This is a genomic window from Nocardia vinacea, assembly GCF_035920345.1.
Lineage (GTDB): Bacteria > Actinomycetota > Actinomycetes > Mycobacteriales > Mycobacteriaceae > Nocardia > Nocardia vinacea_A.
Genome location: NZ_CP109149.1, coordinates 10288533 through 10306076 on the forward strand (window position 1 = coordinate 10288533; position 17544 = coordinate 10306076).

At 65.8% G+C, this 17544-nt stretch carries 16 protein-coding genes; 10 read left to right on the plus strand and 6 right to left on the minus strand.

Features of this window, described 5'->3' with window-relative positions; all coding sequences use genetic code 11:
* The first annotated feature begins 67 nt into the window (after window positions 1-67).
* The 4 genes from OIE68_RS46580 (at window position 68) to ppc (ending at window position 5078) form a co-directional block, all read left to right on the plus strand.
* On the plus strand, window positions 68-400 hold the full coding sequence (locus OIE68_RS46580; protein ID WP_327097258.1) for a DUF742 domain-containing protein: 333 nt from the start codon (window positions 68-70) through the stop codon (window positions 398-400).
* Window positions 401-449: 49 nt separating this feature from the next.
* On the plus strand, window positions 450-1004 hold the full coding sequence (locus OIE68_RS46585) for a GTP-binding protein (protein ID WP_419150859.1): 555 nt from the start codon (window positions 450-452) through the stop codon (window positions 1002-1004).
* Between the two features lie 39 nt (window positions 1005-1043).
* Entirely contained in the window at window positions 1044-1580 is a 537-nt protein-coding gene (locus OIE68_RS46590) for a sugar O-acetyltransferase (protein ID WP_419150860.1), read from the plus strand.
* 660 nt (window positions 1581-2240) lie between these two features.
* Entirely contained in the window at window positions 2241-5078 is a 2838-nt protein-coding gene (ppc, locus tag OIE68_RS46595; RefSeq protein WP_419150658.1) for a phosphoenolpyruvate carboxylase, read from the plus strand.
* Here ppc and OIE68_RS46600 read toward each other — a convergent pair whose 3' ends face one another.
* The 3 genes from OIE68_RS46600 to OIE68_RS46610 form a co-directional block, all read right to left on the minus strand.
* Window positions 5079-5486, minus strand: a complete 408-nt coding sequence (locus OIE68_RS46600; RefSeq protein ID WP_327097260.1) for a RidA family protein — start codon at window positions 5484-5486, stop codon at window positions 5079-5081.
* Window positions 5483-6253 (minus strand): IclR family transcriptional regulator, encoded by a 771-nt coding sequence (locus OIE68_RS46605; protein WP_327097261.1) that lies wholly within the window; start codon window positions 6251-6253, stop codon window positions 5483-5485. The genes OIE68_RS46600 and OIE68_RS46605 overlap by 4 nt, the downstream gene beginning before the upstream one ends.
* 64 nt (window positions 6254-6317) lie before the next feature.
* Entirely contained in the window at window positions 6318-7394 is a 1077-nt protein-coding gene (locus OIE68_RS46610; RefSeq protein ID WP_327097262.1) for a sugar kinase, read from the minus strand.
* Between the two features lie 106 nt (window positions 7395-7500).
* Here OIE68_RS46610 and OIE68_RS46615 point away from each other — a divergent pair, with 106 nt between their 5' ends.
* From OIE68_RS46615 to OIE68_RS46630, 4 genes are read left to right on the plus strand one after another with little or no spacing between them, the layout of a single operon-like run.
* On the plus strand, window positions 7501-8784 hold the full coding sequence (locus OIE68_RS46615) for an amino acid deaminase (RefSeq protein ID WP_327097263.1): 1284 nt from the start codon (window positions 7501-7503) through the stop codon (window positions 8782-8784).
* 9 nt (window positions 8785-8793) lie between these two features.
* Entirely contained in the window at window positions 8794-10404 is a 1611-nt protein-coding gene (locus OIE68_RS46620) for a D-aminoacylase (RefSeq protein ID WP_327097264.1), read from the plus strand.
* A 5-nt stretch (window positions 10405-10409) separates the two neighbouring features.
* On the plus strand, window positions 10410-11027 hold the full coding sequence (locus OIE68_RS46625) for a bifunctional 4-hydroxy-2-oxoglutarate aldolase/2-dehydro-3-deoxy-phosphogluconate aldolase (RefSeq protein WP_327102047.1): 618 nt from the start codon (window positions 10410-10412) through the stop codon (window positions 11025-11027).
* Between the two features lie 11 nt (window positions 11028-11038).
* Window positions 11039-12490 carry a gluconate:H+ symporter gene (locus tag OIE68_RS46630; protein ID WP_327097265.1) on the plus strand — a complete coding sequence of 484 codons (1452 nt, stop codon included), beginning with the start codon at window positions 11039-11041 and terminating at the stop codon, window positions 12488-12490.
* Window positions 12491-12739: 249 nt separating this feature from the next.
* Here OIE68_RS46630 and OIE68_RS46635 read toward each other — a convergent pair whose 3' ends face one another.
* Window positions 12740-13702 (minus strand): YafY family protein, encoded by a 963-nt coding sequence (locus OIE68_RS46635; protein WP_327097266.1) that lies wholly within the window; start codon window positions 13700-13702, stop codon window positions 12740-12742.
* A gap of 63 nt (window positions 13703-13765) precedes the next feature.
* On the opposite strand from OIE68_RS46635, the gene OIE68_RS46640 reads away from it, so the two are divergent.
* A complete protein-coding gene (locus OIE68_RS46640) occupies window positions 13766-14923 on the plus strand; it encodes an epoxide hydrolase family protein (RefSeq protein ID WP_327097267.1) in 1158 nt (385 codons plus the stop codon).
* Window positions 14924-14971: 48 nt separating this feature from the next.
* Here the strand turns inward: OIE68_RS46640 and OIE68_RS46645 are convergent, their stop codons facing one another.
* Window positions 14972-15952 (minus strand): YafY family protein, encoded by a 981-nt coding sequence (locus OIE68_RS46645; RefSeq protein WP_327097268.1) that lies wholly within the window; start codon window positions 15950-15952, stop codon window positions 14972-14974.
* Between the two features lie 62 nt (window positions 15953-16014).
* Here OIE68_RS46645 and OIE68_RS46650 point away from each other — a divergent pair, with 62 nt between their 5' ends.
* Window positions 16015-16506 (plus strand): pyridoxamine 5'-phosphate oxidase family protein, encoded by a 492-nt coding sequence (locus tag OIE68_RS46650; protein ID WP_327097269.1) that lies wholly within the window; start codon window positions 16015-16017, stop codon window positions 16504-16506.
* Between the two features lie 14 nt (window positions 16507-16520).
* On the opposite strand, the gene OIE68_RS46655 is transcribed toward OIE68_RS46650, so the two are convergent.
* Window positions 16521-17528 (minus strand): NAD-dependent epimerase/dehydratase family protein, encoded by a 1008-nt coding sequence (locus OIE68_RS46655; RefSeq protein WP_327097270.1) that lies wholly within the window; start codon window positions 17526-17528, stop codon window positions 16521-16523.
* Window positions 17529-17544 lie beyond the last annotated feature (16 nt).

Sequence of the window (17544 nt, forward strand, 5' to 3'; positions counted from 1 at the left end):
GATGATCCCGGTGAACCAATCCTTCGGTTGGCTCGGAGCCAACCGGCCACCGAGGGATAGTCCGGATGTGCGGCCCACGGATGATCGATTCGTGCGCCCCTTCGTCGTCACGGCGGGGCGCACGACGCCGCTGATCGATGGGCTGCGCATCGAAACACTGGTACTGGCAACCCCTGCCGCGCTGTCCGCACCGCTGCACTTCGAACAGCGCACCGTCGTAAGGCTGTGCCAGCAGCCGCATTCCATCGCCGAAATCGGGACGGCGCTGCACGTTCCGGTGGGCGTCGCGAAGGTGATCGTCAGCGATCTCGCGGCCGCCGGGCATGTTTCGGTTCGGGACGCCCCCGAACTTTCCACCGCAGCCATCGAGAGGATCAGGGACCTTGTACGGGCACTCTGAATATCGGACACCACCGGTCGAGCCGTCCATGCCCGCCTCGGTCAAGATCGTGATCAGCGGTGGATTCGGTGTCGGCAAAACAACATTCATAGGTGCGATCTCCGAAATCGAACCGCTGGTGACCGAGGCGTCGATGACCGAGGTCGCCATCGGCGTCGACGATCCGGGCCGGCGCGCGGATAAGACCCAGACCACCGTCGCCCTCGACTTCGGCCGCATCACCCTCGACAACTCGCTCGTCCTCTACCTGTTCGGCACTCCCGGCCAGGACCGCTTCGTCTTCCTGTGGGACGATCTGGTCGACGGCGCACTCGGTGCGGTGATCGTGGTGGACACCGGCCGAGTCGAGGACTGCTATCCGGTGCTGGACTACTTCGAAGAGCACAACACGCCATTCGTGGTGGTGGTCAACCGATTCGAACAGGGCGAGCACTTCGAACTCGACGAGGTCCGTGAGGCACTGGAGCTCGACGAGTGGATTCCGATCCTGGAATGCGATGCGCGAAAACGGGAATCGGTGAAGGAGGTGCTCGTCGCACTGCTCGAACAGGTACTCGTGCAACGCCTTTCCACACCGCGGCTGCATGCCCGTGAGGTCGTCTGAGCCCGTAGCCTGGCGCTCGTGGGCGAGCAGAAGGAGCGGATGCTGCGCGGGGAACTGTACCGGGACAGTGATCCGGAGTTGGTCACCGAGCGCGTCCGGGCCCAGCGGTTGTGCGATGAGTTCAACCGCACCGGCCCGGAGGAAACCGAGCGGCGCGATGCAGTGCTGCGGCAGTTGCTCGGCAAGCTGGGCGAGGGGTCGTGGATCATGCCCCGATTCCAATGCGACTACGGCTATCTCATCGAGATCGGCGCGAATAGTTTCCTCAACTACGACGCGATCCTGCTGGACTGTGCGCCGATCGTGATCGGCGACGATGTGTCGATCGGGCCGCGGTGCCAGCTGCTGACCGCGCTGCATCCGATGGCGGATCACGCGGCGCGCAGGCAGCGCCTGGAGTCGGCGGCGCCGATTCGGATCGGGAACAACGTGTGGTTCGGCGGCGGGGTCATCGTGTGCCCCGGCGTCACGATCGGGGAGGACACGGTGGTCGGTGCGGGCAGCGTCGTCACCCGGGAGCTGCCGTCGCGGGTGTTCGCGGCGGGCAATCCGGCGCGGGTGCTGCGTGAGTTGTGAGCGCACCGATGCCGCGACCCGCGATACTGCTCGCTGAACGCGGCGGACCGGTCACGCGCGGACGACCGCGAGCAGGACGTGGTGTCGGATACCTGCAATCCGTCGACAACGTGGTGACTCCACGGACGTCGTAGCAACTCGTCCTGAACGAGCTCGAGACCAGCCCGCATCCGGACATTCTCGGCTCGCCCGTCCAGCTCAGCGTGTCGGTCTCCGAGCAGATCTTGTCGTGGTGGTGACACATGCGCAGCCGCTGGCCGGTACGACCGATTTGCAACGAGCGAACTTGGTCAGGGAGCCGGTGCGACCACCATCGCCGGGCAAGGCATGGTGGACGAACGCCCTGGTGTCGGCCGCAGCGAGAGATATTCACCGAGATCGCAGATTTTCGCGAGATCACCGAAGCCGGCGGCGATCGGCCACGGCATCGGCGAGAACCGCATTCACCGCTGGCCTGCGTCAGTATCGTGGTGGACCGATTGCGCTGCTGGCCCGCGTCAGTATCGCGACGGACCGATCAGGACCGCGATGAGCAGCTCGAGCGCGGTGAGCGCCTGGTAGGTCGGGACGTATGACCAGGGCATACCGCGTGCGGGCCAGGCACGTCGGCGTGCTCGGCGTCACCGCGAAGGTCTGATCTTGGCGCAGTAGTGTCGAGTCATGAGCGAGCGCATCGAGCGAATCAGCGACCCCGCGCCCTCGGGCGTGACAGAGCCGAACGCCGGCGAGCGACTGTCGGAGACGCCCACCGCACCGGAGGCGACCCGGCCGCTGCGGGACGATATTCGGTTCCTCGGCGGCGTGCTCGGCGACACCATCCGCGATCACGAGGGCCCCGAGGTCTTCGACCTGATCGAGCGGGTGCGGATCGAGGCGTTCCGGGTGCGGCGCGAGGAGGTCGAGCGCAGCGCGGTGGCGGAGATACTGGACGGCGTCGAGATCGCGGTCGCGCTGCCACTGATCCGCGCATTCACGTATTTCGTGCTGCTGGCGAATCTGGCCGAGGATATCCAGCGCGATCGGCGGCGGGCTGCGCATGAGGCGGCGGGGGAGCCGCCGCAGGATTCCTCACTGGCGGCGACCTACCGGAAGCTCGACGCTGCGGCCCTGGACGGCGCCGAGGTCGCCGATCTGCTCGCCGACGCCCTGGTATCGCCGGTGATCACCGCGCATCCGACGGAAACCCGGCGCCGCACCGTATTCGACGTGCAGACCCGCATCACCGAATTGATGCGCTTGCGGCAGCGATATACCGAGACCGAGCGGCCGCGTGCGGATCTGGAGCTGCGGATCCGCCGCCAAGTGCTCTCGCTGTGGCGCACCGCGCTGATTCGATTGCAGCGCTTGCGGATTCAGGACGAGATCGCGGTCGGACTGCGCTACTACGACATCACGCTCTTCGACGTTATCCCGGCAATCAACGCGGAAGTTCGAGCGGCGCTGCGTTCCCGGTGGCCGGGCGCGGAATTGCTGCCGCGGCCGATCCTGCGCCCCGGATCGTGGATCGGCGGCGATCGTGACGGAAACCCTTATGTGACAGCGGATGTCGTGCGTCAGGCCGCATCGCAGGCTTCGGCGGTGGCGTTCGGACGGTATCTGCACGAGCTGGTGGAGCTGGAGAAGTCGCTGTCGCAATCGGCGCGGCTGGTGCTGGTGACACCGGAAGTTGCCGCACTGGCCGAGGCCGGTTACCCCGATCCCGCGACGCATTCCGATGAGCCGTATCGCCGTGCGCTGCACCGGATTCGGTCGCGTCTGTCGGCGTCGGCACTTGCCGCGCTCGGCGAATTGCCCGCAGACGGGCTGGATATGGGTGCGCCGGCATACGCGACCCCGCAGGCGGTACTCGACGACCTGGACGCCGTGGACGTCTCGATGCGGGCCAGCGGGGACGGTCTGCTCGCCGACGATCGGTTGGCCGCACTGCGATATGCCGTCGAGACATTCGGATTCCATCTGCAGAGCCTGGATATGCGGCAGAACTCGGAGATGCACGAACAGGTCGTCGCCGAGTTGCTGGCGTGGGCGGGTGTACATCAGGACTACGCGAGTCTCGCCGAGCCGGAGCGGGTGCAACTGCTCGCCGCCGAGCTGCGAACCCGCCGTCCGCTGCTCGGCCCGCATGCGCGGCTCAGCGAACTCGCGGCCAAGGAACTCGATATCGTCCGTGCCGCACGGGATGTCGTCGACACCTTCGGCGTCGAGGCGGTGCCGAACTACATCATCAGCATGTGTACCTCGGTCAGCGACATGCTGGAGGCGGCGCTGCTGCTGAAGGAGGGCGGGCTGCTCGATCCCGGTGAGCCGGATGGGCCGCCGAGTTGCCCGGTGAATATCGTGCCGCTGTTCGAGACCATCGAGGATCTGGGCGCCGGTGCGGCGACCCTGTCCGCGGTACTGGACGTCCCGGTGTATCGAGAGCTGGTGGCCGCCAAGGGAATGCGGCAGGAGGTAATGCTCGGATACTCCGATTCCAATAAGGACGGTGGGTATCTGGCCGCCAATTGGGCGCTCTACCGGGCGGAGCTGGATCTGGTCGAGGTGGCGCGCAAGACCGGAATTCGCTTGCGGCTCTTTCACGGCCGCGGCGGCACGGTCGGTCGTGGTGGCGGACGCAGCTATGACGCCATTCTCGCCCAGCCCGTCGGCGCCGTGCGGGGTTCGCTGCGGTTGACCGAGCAGGGCGAGGTGATTGCGGCCAAGTATGCGGAATCCGGTGCGGCGCATCGTAATCTGGAGTCGTTGATCGCGGGCACCCTGGAGTCGACGCTGCTCGATGTGGAGGGGCTCGGCCCCGATGCCGAACCGTCCTATGACCTCATGGACGATCTGGCGGCACGCGCCCGTGCGGCCTATGCGCGGCTCGTGCACGAAACACCGGGATTCGTCGAGTATTTCCGGCAGTCCACGCCGGTCGCCGAGGTCGGCGATCTGAATATCGGTAGTCGCCCCGCGTCCCGTAAGCCGACGAATTCGGTCAGCGATCTGCGGGCCATTCCGTGGGTGATGTCGTGGAGTCAGGCCCGCGTCATGCTGCCGGGCTGGTACGGGACCGGTGCCGCGCTGGAGGAGTGGGTCGGCGGCGATCCCAACCGCTTGGCGATTTTGTCGGACCTCTATCGCCGCTGGCCGTTCTTCCGGACGGTGCTGTCGAATCTGGCCCAGGTCATGGCCAAGAGCGACCTGGATATCGCGGCCAGGTACGCCGAGCTCGTCGACGACGTGGCCTTGCGCGAGCACATATTCGGGATGATCCGCGACGAGCACGCCCGCACCATCCGCATGCACGCCGCGATCACCGGCAATGATCACCTGCTTGCCGACAACCCGTCACTGGCGGAATCGATCCATAACCGCTTCCCGTACCTGGAGCCGCTGAACCAAATGCAGGTCGAGTTGCTGCGCCGGCTGCGGGCGGGCGACGATTCCGAACTCGTCAAACGCGGCATCCTGCTGACCATGAACGGCCTCGCCACCGCCCTGCGCAACTCCGGCTAGTTACGCCGACACGATGGCGACCGCATCGATCTCAACCAGCATTTCCTCCCGCGGAAGGCCGGTGAATACCGTTGTGCGGCTCGGCAATACATCGCCGGTGGTGTTGGCGGTGACGAACTCGCCGTAGGCGTTGTTCATGACGGCGAAGTCTTCGCGCTTGGTCAGATAGACGCGCAGCATCACCACATCGTCGAAGGTGGCGCCGCTCGCCTCGACGATCGCCTTGACGTTTTGCAGCGTCCGAATCGTTTGGGCGGCAACGTCGCCGGGGAAGAGGTATGCATTTGTCGCCGGGTCGACCGGACCCTGGCCCGAGACCTGTACGAACGGGCCCTTGCGCACTCCCTGGGAGAAGGTGTGCGCGGGTGCGGGGGCGTCGGTGGTGCGGATGGCGATCTTCCCACTCATAACTGGCCTTTCGTCGCGGTGTGGCTGGGAGTCCAGCCGAGTTCGGCAGAGATGGCATCGGCCGCCGCACGGACCCGCGGCAGCTCCGCCAACACCTGGTCGTGGTCGAGCAGCATGTCCGGCACCGACATCGAGACCGCGGCGACCACGGTCCCGGTGCCATTGCGCACCGGGACGCCGATGCAGTTGACAAAGCTCTCGTGTTCCTCGTGATCTTCCGCATAGCCTTGTGTCGCAACGAGTTTCAGCTCCGCCAGATAGTGTTCCGGGGTGCGGATAGTGCGGTCGGTGAACTTGCGGTAGTCGAGGCGCTCGGCGATCGCGCGCCACTCCGTGCGCGGCTGTGCGGCGACGAGCACCTTCCCGACCGCCGTGCAGTGCAGCGGGGCGGGTCGGCCGATGCGGGAATACATTCGCACGCTCTGGATCGCGTCGAATTTGTCGATGTAGATGGCGTCACCGGATTCGTAGGTGGCGAGGTGAATCGTCTGTCCGGTAGTGGTATTCAGTGCGCTCAGGTGCGGGCGGGCGAGGGTGCGAACGTCACGCTGTTCCAAGGCGCGGTTGGCGAGTTCGAAAAGCCGGGAGCCGAGGACGTATTGGTGCTGACTGTCATGGGTGACGAAGCGCTGCGATTCCATGGTCTGCAGCAGGCGCAGCACCGTGGACTTGTGCACGCCGAGTTCACCGGCCAGCTGATCGAGCGAGCGCGCATCCTGCCCGAGCGACAGCAGGATGGTCAAGGCGCGCAACAAACTCTGGCTCATGACTGCGCCTCGCAGGCGCTCGGCTCCGTCATCGCCATGGGTGCTGTGCCTTCGCTACGCTCGCTCATGACGCCACATTCTCTGCTACGACATCTCTGCTGTAACGCACACGTCCCCAGGCGGACTCGTCGAGCATCGCCAATGCTTCCAGCGCGCCGGGTGAAGGCAGTTCCGCGACATCCCCGGTGCCGGTCAGCGCGGCGGCGGCGCATAGATGCCCGAAGCGCAACCGCTGCTCCAGCGGGCGTTCGTGCAGCAGGGCGGCCAGATAACCGCCCGCGAAGGCATCACCGGCACCGATTCGCTCGGTGATCTCGAGTTCCAGCGCGGGCACTTCGACGCGCTCGGTTCCGGAGAACCCGGTGACCGAATGCTCATTGTTCTTGACCACCAGGTGTTCCGGCTCGGGGAACAGTGCCCGCAATCGGTCGGCATCGTCGGTGCCGAAGACCGCATCGGCCTCGTCGGCGCCGAGGAACACCACATCGCAGCCGCGCACATGACGAGCCAGCACCTCGGCAGCCTGCTCGACGCGCCCCGCCCACAGCGCCGGACGGTAATTCAGATCGAAGCTGACCAGCTTGCCGCGGGGAAGTGCGACAAGGGTTTCCGTGAGGCGGGTCGCGGATTCCGAGAGCGCGGTGGTTATTCCGGTGAAGTGCACGAGGTCGGTGCGTTCGAGTAGTTCGGCCGCCGCCGCCAGATCGGCGGTGGACAGTGCGCTGGCGGCGGAGCCGGTGCGGTAGTACAGCATGCGGCTGGCTCCATCGGCCAGATCGGTCGCCTTGCCCGAGCCGCTGCCGCGCTCCTTCACATAGACGGCGGTGGGGCGTTTGGGATCGATGACAACCGCCGACACATCCACTCCGCGTGCCGCGAGGTGTCCGGTGAGATAGCGGCCGAATCCGTCATCGCCGACCCGGGAAATCCACGCGGCGTCCACATCGAGCTGAGTGAGCACGGTGGCCACATTCGCCTCGGCGCCGCCCGCGGTTCGCTGGAAGTTCTCCGAGTCCTCCAGCGGACCGGGACGTGCCACCAGCACGGCGAGCCCCTCACCGATGGTCACCGCCCGCGGGCGGGGCGACGTAGTAGGCCACGTCACATCGATCTCCCTTCTGCCCTTGCGGCCATCGGCCATCCAGTGCAGAATAACCACACAAAACACAATGCGCAACGAGCATTGCAAATTATGCAATGCAGCGGAGGTATGACTCGGCGGACGCGATTCCGCGGGAAGGAGCGACATGGCTATCGATGAGAAAGCCGTTGCCGCACTGGCGGATCGGACGCTCGGGCCCGAGCACAAGGGTCTGCCACCCGCGGCATGGGGCCGCACGGTTCGCGACTTCCTGGACTCCGCGCCGCACCTCGACGAGTTCGAAACCCCGGTATTGACCGTCGACCGTGCGGCCGTCGCGGCGAATGTCGCGGTAATGGCGGATTGGGCGGCGTCCGCGGGTGTGCGCCTGGCGCCACACGGGAAGACCACCATGGCCCCGCAGCTGTGGGCGCAGCAGTTGGCCGCCGGGAGCTGGGGGATCACCTTCGCCACCGTGTGGCAGGTGCAGGTGGCCCGGTCGTTCGGAGTCGGACGGATCGTGCTGGCCAATGCACTCGTCGATCCGGTCGGATTGCGCTGGGTCGCCGCAGAATCCGCGCGGGATCCGGAGTTCGAATTCTTCTGCTGGGTCGACAGTGTCGAGACCGTCGCGCTGATGGAGCAGCACCTGACGGGTGATGCGCGCATTCGGGTGATCGTCGAACTCGGTGGGCCGCACGGGCGTACGGGCGCGCGCACGGTCGAACAGGCGCATGAGATTGCGGAGGCCGTTGGCCGCGCGGAGCGACTGACCCTGGCCGGAGTCGGCGGTTATGAGGGTGCGCTCGCTCACGATCGCACCCCGGACGGGATCTCCGCCGTCCGGCACTATCTGGACGAAATCGCCCGCCTACACCGCGAACTCGCCGCGGCCGGACGCTATCCGGAAGGCGCGATCGTCACCGCCGGCGGCAGCGCCTTCCCGGATCTGGTCGTCGAATGTCTGGCCGGACTCGCCGATGAGCAAGGTGTTCCGACCACAGTGGTACTGCGCTCCGGTGCGTACATCATTCACGACGACGGCTTCTACGCGGGCATTTCGCCGCTGGCCGCGCCGCGCAGCGAACGACCGCTGCGTTCGGCGATGCACGGCTGGGCGCGGACCGTTTCGCGACCCGAGGCAGAACTCGCGCTGCTGGACGCCGGTAAGCGTGATCTGCCATTCGATGAGGGGCTTCCGGTCCCGCAATTCGTTGCGGGACCGGAAGGTTCGTTGAATCCGGCGGCACATGTCAGTGCGCTGAATGATCAGCACACTTTCCTGCGGCTACCGGGCGGCGCCGCCGGTGATCTGCCGGTCGGCAGCGTGGTGCGGCTCGGCCTGTCGCATCCATGCACCGCATTCGACAAGTGGCGGTTGATCCCGGTCATCGATGATGCCGATGCGGAACGGCCACGTGTTGTCGACCTCGTCCACACCTTCTTCTGACGAGCGGCCATGACGGACTTGGTGTTTCGCGATATCGACGTCATAGACGGCACGGGAGCGCCACGCTTCCGCGCCGATGTCGGCATCGATCGGGGACGGATCAGCACTATCGCCGACCCGCGAACGATCACCGAGGCTGCCCGGTTCATCGACGCGCCTGGTTCGGCGCTCGCCCCCGGCTTCATCGATATGCACGCGCACTCCGATCTGCATCTGCTCACCGAACCCGGCCATTTTCCGAAGATCAGTCAGGGGGTCACCACCGAGGTCATCGGACAGGACGGGCTCTCGTATGCACCGATCGATGACGTCGCTCTGGCGGTACTGCGGCGTCAGATCGCCGGATGGAACGGCAATCCCACCGATCTGGACTTCTCCTGGCGCACGGTCGCGGAGTATCTGGACCGGCTCGATCAGGGCATAACACCGAACGCCGCGTATCTCGTACCGCAGGGCACGCTGCGGCTCCTGGTCGTCGGTAGCGAGCAGCGGCCTGCGACCGTGGCGGAGATCCGGCGGATGCGGGAGCTGCTCGCGCAGGGGCTGCGCGAGGGTGCGGTCGGTATGTCGAGCGGACTTACATATACGCCCGGAATGTACGCGGACACAGGGGAATTGGCGGCGTTGTGCGAGATCGTCGCCGAATACGGCGGGTTCTATGCACCGCATACGCGCTCCTACGGTAAGGGTGCGTTGGCGGCATACGCCGAGATGATCGGCCTGGCTCGCAGCACCGGCTGCGCACTGCATCTCACCCACGCGACCATGAACTTCGGCGTGAACCGCGGGCGCGCACCGGAATTCCTGGCGCTGATCGATGCCGCCCGGGCCGAGGGATGCGATATCACCCTCGACACCTATCCATACTTGCCCGGCTCCACGACACTTTCGGCGTTGCTGCCGAGCTGGGCGATGTCCGGTGGCCCGGATGCGGCATTGGCTCGCATCGATGATCCGGAGATGTGTGCGCGAATCACGTTGGACGTGAACGTGAATGGTTCCGACGGCTGCCACGGCGTCACGGTCGAATGGGAGACCATTCAAATCAGCGGTGTCGCCAATGCGGAGCTGGGGGAGTACGTCGGCAAGACCATCGCGGAAATCGCGGCCGATACCGATCGCGCACCCGTCGCGGTGTTCTTCGATCTGCTGCGCAGAGATCAGTTGGCCACCACCATTCTGCAGCACGTCGGGCACGAGGAGAATGTGCGCGCGATCATGGTGCACCCGGTGCATATGGGCGGCAGCGACGCACTGCTCGTCGGTGATCGGCCGCATCCGCGCGCCTGGGGCACCTTCCCGCGCTATCTGGGCCATTACGTCCGCGAGCTCGGTGTGCTCGGGCTGGAGGAGTGTGTGCACCACCTCACCGGTCGGCCGGCCGAGCGGCTGCGGCTGAGCGACCGTGGACACGTATTCACCGGGTACGCAGCCGATCTCGTGCTGTTCGACCCGTCGACGATCACGGATACCGCGACCTTCGACAACCCGAAGCAGCAGGCACGCGGCATTCAGCACGTGCTGGTCAACGGCGAATTCGCCATCGAGAACGGTGCGCCCACCGGCAAGCTCGCCGGACGTGCGCTGCGCATGGATCCCACGCGGAAGGAGACATATTGAACGCCATCGGCGCTCTGGAAGTCATGCGCGCCGACCGCGTGCTGAGTGTGGTGCGTGCCCCGGAGATTCCGGATCCATTGGCGCTCGCGGATGCGTTGGCGCGCTCCGGGATTCGCACCTTGGAGCTCACCTTCACAACGCCTGGCGTGCTCGATTACCTGCGCATTGCCGCAACGGCTCCCGATGCTGTCGTCGGTGTCGGAACCGTACTGCATGCCGACCAGGCCGAGGCCGCGATCGATAACGGTGCACGATTCCTCGTCACGCCCGGTGTGCGTGCGGAGGTCGCGGCCGTCGCGGCCGAACGCGACATTCCGGTCGTCATGGGCGCCTTCACGCCCACGGAGGTGCTCACCGCACTCGACCTCGGCGCCGCCGCGGTGAAGATCTTCCCCGCCAGGGCGCTCGGTCCCGGCTATTTGAAAGACCTGCGCGGTCCCTTCCCCGATGTGGCGCTCATTCCCTCCGGGGGCGTCAATGCGGGCAATGCCGCCGAATTCCTCGCCAACGGAGCCGTGGCCGTGACCGCGGGTACCGATGTCGTGGCCCCATCCGACGTCACCGCGGGCCGATGGTCCGAAATCGCCTCGCGTGCGGCGTTATTCGTTCGATCCATGAATTGAGAGGTACCCACATGGGCACCACTGTCGACTGGCTGCGCACCACCACACCCGGATTGCTGGTGCTGTGCGGTCTCGCGATTGCCGTACTGCTGTTCACCATTATCAAGGTCAAGCTGGAGCCGTTCATCGCGCTGCTGCTCACCGGGCTCGGGCTGGCGCTCGCCGCCGGACTACCGGTGGCGAAGATTGTCGGTACGGCGATCAAGCCCGGTGATTCGCTGCTGGAGACCGGTTTCGGCGGCATCCTCGGGCATATCGCGGTGATCATCGGCCTCGGCACGGTGCTCGGCGCGATTCTCGAACGTTCCGGTGGGGCGGACGTTTTGACCGGCAAGCTGCTGAGCATCTTCGGCGAGAAGGGCGCACCGGTCGCCATGGGTCTGCTCGGGCTCATCTTCGGCATCCCGGTCTTCTTCGATATCGGCATCTTCGTGCTCGCACCGCTGATCTATGTGGCCGCCAAGCGCGGTGGGCGATCGCTGGTGCTGTATGCGATGCCGATGCTGGCCGGTCTGTCCATGACCCACGCGTTTCTGCCGCCGCATCCAGGTCCGGTGGCGCTGGGTGGTCTGCTCGGGGTGAGCCTGGGGTGGCTGATCATCATGGGATTCGTTTGCGGCATACCGGGTTTCATCGCCGCAGGCATCGTGTGGGGCACCTACATCGGCAAGCGGGTACAGGTCGAGGTGCCCGCCGAGTTCTTGGTCCGGCCGGAGGCGGAGCCTGCGGCGAAGGGCGAAGGTCCGGGCACCGCAACGGATCCGGAGGCCGTACGCACCGAGACTCGCCCGCCCGCGGTCGGGCTCATCGGCGGCATTATCGCGATTCCGCTGGTGCTCATCCTCGGTGCGACCTTCGGCAGCCAATGGCTGGACAAGGATTCGCAACTGCTGCAGGTGCTCACCTTCCTCGGCACACCGGCCGTGGCGCTGCTGATCGCGGTGCTCGTCGCCTTCTATCTGCTCGGAGTGCGGCGCGGTTCCAGTGTGCAGGAACTCAGTACGCTCACCGCGGAATCGCTGAAGCCGGTCGGCATGCTGTTGCTGGTGGTCGGTGCGGGTGCGTTCTTCGGAAAGGTCATCTCCGCCACCGGAATCGGCACCGCACTCGCCGACACCATGTCGGCCGCCGGACTGCCGGTGATCGTGCTCGCCTACATCATCAGCTGCGGCCTGCGCATCGCACAGGGCTCGGCCACCGTCGCCATTGTGACCACTGGCGGCATCGTCGCGCCGCTGGTCACCGGACACGGCTATTCGCAGATGGCTATCTCCCTCATCGCCATGGCGATCGCGGCGGGCTCGATCATCCTCAGCCATGTCAACGACGGTGGCTTCTGGATCATCTCGAAGTACTTCAACCTGACGGTAAAGCAGACACTGCAAACCTGGACGGTGCTCGAAACTGTGCTCTCGGTGGTGAGTTTCGCGGTCGCGGCGGTGCTGTTCGCGATTGTCAGCTGAACTCGGAGCGCTGGCTTCGGCCCGGCATCGGGATCGAATCCCCGTGCCGGGCTGGTCAATTGGTGCAGTACGAAGGCGGCCGTTCCGGTGCTGGCTGCGCGTCCAGGATCAGGGCGTAGCGGGCCATCATTCGGGGTGTATCGGTGCTGTCGCGCAGCGCTGGTCGCCGCGGTGCGGATTGCGGTCATGCGACTGGTGCTCCGTCGGCCAGTTGAAAGCTTCGGTGCATGATCGGAGTTGTTGACCGGATCAGTCGAAGTTGCGGAGGGCATTTGTGCAGCGGTCGGCTCGAGCCCGGAGGGCAGTGACGAGTTCGGGTGGGCCGCTGAGCAGTGTGAAGTCGATATCGACCGAAGTGATCATCCAGACCAGCGCCTCTGGCGTGTCCGCGCCGACGTGCAGTTGGCAGCTGTGGTCATCGACGGCTTCGATGACGCCCATGCCGGGCCAGACATTCACTGCGGCGTCCTCGGCGGACTTGTGCAGCAGGGCAATTGCTTGATACGGCCACGCCCGCGATGACAGTTGTAGCGAAAGGTAGGCCGCGACATCACCTTCCGGTAGCTCACGCGGAGTGAAGCGCGGGCCGGCGGGTATTCGAGGCGAGATGCGGTCGGCTCGGAAGGTACGCCAATCACCGCGATCGACATCCCAGGCCACGAGGTACCAGCGTCTACTGAAGTGCACCAGGCTGTGCGGCTCCACCGTACGACGGGTGGTGGCGCCGCTGTGTGCTCGATAGTCGAAGCGCAGGCGCTCGTGCCGTTGACATGCCTCGGCGACGGCCATCAAGGTGTCCGGCTCGACCGTTGCGCCCGGCGTCCCGACCCGGACCGTCGCGCCACGCAGCGTGCGGACCCGGTGGCGCAGCCGCGGCGGCAGCACCTGCTCGAGTTTGGTGAGCGCGCGCAGGGATGCCTCCTCGATGCCCGCGACCGTGCCGTCGGAGGCGCTGCGCAAGCCGACCGCCACCGCGACGGCCTCCTCGTCGTCGAGCAGCAGCGGCGGCAGTGCGGCCCCGGCGCCGAGCCGGTAGCCCGCGGTGCCCTGTGTGGCGTGCACCGGGTAGCCGAGTTCACGCAGCCGATCCACATCGCGGCGGACGGTGCGGCCGGTGACGCCGAGTCGTTCGGCGAGTTCGGTCCCAGTCCAGTCGCGGTGGGTCTGCAGCAGGGCGAGCAGTTTGAGCAGGCGTGCCGAGGTCTCCAACACGAATTCCAGAATGCCAGATGCTTAGGAACGATCCTGTCCTAAGCGGGTCATACCCTCGCTTTCATGAGCACCGAACAGGACATCCGCCCCTTCCGCATCGAGATCCCGCAGGCCCAGATCGACGATCTGCACGCCCGGCTGGCGAATACCTTGTGGCCGGATGAAATCCCGGGCGGCGGTTGGGATAAGGGCGCATCGATCTCGTATATGAAGGGTCTCGCCGAGTACTGGCGGTCCGAATACGATTGGCGCGCAGTCGAAGCGCGACTGAACGAGCTGCCACAGTTCGTCACCGATATCGACGGGCAGCAGGTGCATTTCCTGCATCTCCGCTCACCCGAACCCGATGCCGTGCCGCTGGTTTTGAGCCACGGTTGGCCCGGCTCGTTCATCGAATTCCTCGATGTGATAGGGCCTTTGAGCGATCCGCGAGCCCACGGCGGTGATCCGACCGATGCGTTCCATCTGGTCATCCCGTCGTTGCCCGGATTCGCCTTCTCGGAGGCCGGGCCGAAGGTCGGGGATGGTTCGACCGAGCAGTTCGCGCAGGTGGTGGCGAAATTGATGGCACGGCTCGGCTACGACCGATACGGGGCGCAGGGCGGCGACGCGGGCTTCTTCGTCTCGACCGAACTGGGACGGATCGCGACCGACCATGTGCTCGGCATCCATGTGAACGGGCCGATCACGCTGCCGTCCTGGAGCGATGACGGTACGGAACCGGAGTACAGCCCGGAGGATCGGGCGAAGCTGGACAAACTCACCGGGAGCGAAAGCTACACCCGCTTCGGCTATGCGATGGTGCAGGCGGGCCGTCCGCAAACCCTGGCGATCGGCATGCACGATTCACCCGCCGGTTTGCTGACCTGGATCGTGGATCTGTTTCAGCGCTGGACCAATCCCGCGCTCGAGTCGCCCGACGACGCGGTGGATCGCGACGCGCTGCTGACCAATGTCAGCCTCTATTGGTTCACCAGGTCCTTCGTCTCCTCGATCCGGCTGTACGGGGAGGGCGACTCGTGGGGGATGCCCGCACGGAATTCCGGCGTGCCGACTGCGGCCGCGGTATTCGCCGGTGACAATTCCATTCGTGTACTCGCGGAGCAGCAGCACAACATCGTGCGCTGGACGGAGTTCGACCGGGGTGGGCACTTCGCTGCGATGGAAGCACCGGACCTGCTGACCGACGATGTGCGCGCGTTCTTCCGCTCGCTGCGCTGAGCGCTCTGGCGACCGCATGCCCTTGCTGGGTGTGCGGCTTGCGCAAGGTCAGGGAGCGCGCGGACCTCGGTAGCGCTCGGCCATCGCGAAGGCCGTCGCGGCGAGCCGGTCGCGGAATTCCGGCGGGTCGAGAACCTCGCAGAATTCGCCGAGCGGCATGATCGCACTCGCCAGAACCTCGTAGGACTCCGAGGGAATGGTTACCTCGACCCAGCCCTCGGCGTCCGGTTCGGTTGCCGATGCCATCGCCTCGGCGACCGCGGCGGGCTCGTTCATCAGCCGGAGCAGCCGCAGCTGGGCGGCCGCGATCCGGCAGCGAGCCCGCACTCGCAGCATCGATCGGGCGAAATCATCGGCGGACTCCGACCAATGCTCGGAGAGGTTGAAATCATCTGGCCGCGCGAAGGATTCGCCGATCTGCTCGGCCGATGAGATGCGGCTCACGCGATATGAGCGGATGGCGGATCCGTCACGTGCGACGAGATACCAAATCCCGGCCTTCAATACGAGGCCGAGTGGATCCAAGCGGCGTTCGACGGCTCGATCCTTGCGCTGATACCGGATATCGAGTCGCCTGTCGTGCCACAAGGCATCGGCAACCGCTGCGAGCGTGGGTGTTTCGTCGGGGCGATGAAACCAGCCCGGCGCGTCCACATGGACACGTTCCGCGATTCGTGTTGCCCGGCCGCGCAATTCGGGTGGTAGCGCGGCGAGCACCTTGAGCTGCGCGGTCGCCAACACCGTGCCGAGGCCGAGATCGGCGGCGGCCCCGGGTTGTCCGGCGAGCAGAACCGCATCGGCTTCCTCGGTGGTGAGCCCGGTCAACCGGGTGCGGTACCCGTCGACCAGCCGCACGCCGCCGGTCCGACCCGGTTCGCTGTAGATCGGCACGCCCGCGGCGGACAGCGCCTCGATATCGCGATACACCGTGCGCACCGACACCTCCAACTCGCGCGCCAGCTCCGGCCCGGTCGTCCGGCCGCGGGTCTGGAGCAGCAATAACAGCTGCACCAGTCGACTCGCTCGCATGATTCGAGATTAGCCATAAAACCTGACAGAAGGTGTCAAGTTTTGCTCGTACCGTCGATCTCATGACCACATGGAGCCAATTCACCGAAGAAGCGCCACGCATCGCCACCGTCTTCACTCGTCGGCACCAGGCCGCCGGCAATCTCTGCATGCTCGGGACCCTGCGCTCCGACGGCTTCCCCCGCATCAGCCCCATAGAACCCCGGATCTTCGAGGGCATGCTGGTAATCGCGGGCATGCCGAACACCACCAAATTCAAGGATCTCGCCCGCGACCCGCGCTTCTGCCTGCACACCGCAACTGTCGACGCCCAAGTCGGCGACGGCGACGCAAAGCTCTTCGGCACCGCCATCGACCTCCCGGACAAGGAAGTCCACGCCCGCTTCGCCCAGCAACTGTTCGACGACACCGGCTTCGACATCCGCGGCCAGGAATTCGACCACTTCTACACGGCGGACCTGACCGGCGCCTCTATCGTCGAGGTCACCGACGATCACCTGGACATCACCATCTGGAAGCCCGGGCAGGGCGAGCGGGTGGTGCGCAAGCACTGATCGCTCGGCGGTGGTCACCGCCCGGCCAAGAACTTGTCTTCTGCTGGATAGTCGAAGAACTGGCGGAAGTAGGGGTCGTCGTCAGCGGGGAGTATTCCCGAGGTATCGCCTGAGCGGGCGGCGGAAATCAGCCAGTCGAGTTGTGCGGCAACTGTTGTCGCGTAGTCGCCTACTGTTTGATAGCCGAGGGCGATGGCTGCGGAAGTGTCGAGGGTGACGGGGTGGGTGGAGTCCCAAGGGGTATTGCCCAATGAATGATCGTCGAGCAGGATCTCGGTCCAGTCGTGGGCGAGGTGGCGGGCGACTGTGCGGGAAATATCGAGGGCGGTGGGGGTGTCCGGATCTGCGATATTGAGGATGCGAGTGCCGGGCTGGTGGGCGACGGTTTCGACCAGTGCCGCGATATTGGCTGCGGCGGTGGTGTGGACGATCCCACTGCCTCGGCGGCGCAGCAGGACCGAGTGGCGCCCATCGAGGATTCGCTTCACGAAGACCCATTCGCGTGGACGACGGTTGCCCACTCCATGGACTCGCGATGGTCGTAGCACGGTGACCGGGAGACCGCTGTCGAGCGAGACCTGCTCTGCGGCAACCTTGTTCGCTCCGTAGCCGGCGCGGGAGTGGTAGTCGATATCGCCCGGCGGCATTGTCGGTGCGGATTCGTGTAGTGGGCCATCGAATCGAGGCTCGACATCCGAATTCGCGTGGTTGCCGGCGGAATCGATATATACCGCCTTGCTGGACAGCAGTACCGTCGAGCCGGCTTCCGCCGCTAGTTCCACCAGAGCTCGAGCATGGTCGGCGGTATAGCAGGCGCAGTCGACGAGGAGATCTACTCCGGCGGCCAACTCCCGCTGCATGTCGGTGCGATCCGCGGCTATGAAACTCACACCGGCCGTGTGGAGTTCGGCGGGGAGGTGGGTGCGTCCCGTGACTCGCACCTGCCAGCCCGCAGCCGCCAGCCGCAATGCGATGGCGCGTCCGATCAGACCGGACCCACCCACGATCAGTGCATCAGGCACCATTCGAGCCTAGAGC

What these genes read in the sequence shown, in the direction of transcription:
- OIE68_RS46590 (WP_419150860.1), top strand. Translation starts at nt 1,044, where the DNA reads ATGCTGCGCGGGGAACTGTACCGGGACAGTGATCCGGAGTTGGTCACC.
- ppc (WP_419150658.1), top strand. Translation starts at nt 2,241, where the DNA reads ATGAGCGAGCGCATCGAGCGAATCAGCGACCCCGCGCCCTCGGGCGTG.
- OIE68_RS46600 (WP_327097260.1), bottom strand. Translation starts at nt 5,486, where the DNA reads ATGAGTGGGAAGATCGCCATCCGCACCACCGACGCCCCCGCACCCGCG.
- OIE68_RS46605 (WP_327097261.1), bottom strand. Translation starts at nt 6,253, where the DNA reads ATGAGCCAGAGTTTGTTGCGCGCCTTGACCATCCTGCTGTCGCTCGGG.
- OIE68_RS46610 (WP_327097262.1), bottom strand. Translation starts at nt 7,394, where the DNA reads ATGGCCGATGGCCGCAAGGGCAGAAGGGAGATCGATGTGACGTGGCCT.
- OIE68_RS46615 (WP_327097263.1), top strand. Translation starts at nt 7,501, where the DNA reads ATGGCTATCGATGAGAAAGCCGTTGCCGCACTGGCGGATCGGACGCTC.
- OIE68_RS46620 (WP_327097264.1), top strand. Translation starts at nt 8,794, where the DNA reads ATGACGGACTTGGTGTTTCGCGATATCGACGTCATAGACGGCACGGGA.
- OIE68_RS46630 (WP_327097265.1), top strand. Translation starts at nt 11,039, where the DNA reads ATGGGCACCACTGTCGACTGGCTGCGCACCACCACACCCGGATTGCTG.
- OIE68_RS46640 (WP_327097267.1), top strand. Translation starts at nt 13,766, where the DNA reads ATGAGCACCGAACAGGACATCCGCCCCTTCCGCATCGAGATCCCGCAG.
- OIE68_RS46645 (WP_327097268.1), bottom strand. Translation starts at nt 15,952, where the DNA reads ATGCGAGCGAGTCGACTGGTGCAGCTGTTATTGCTGCTCCAGACCCGC.
- OIE68_RS46650 (WP_327097269.1), top strand. Translation starts at nt 16,015, where the DNA reads ATGACCACATGGAGCCAATTCACCGAAGAAGCGCCACGCATCGCCACC.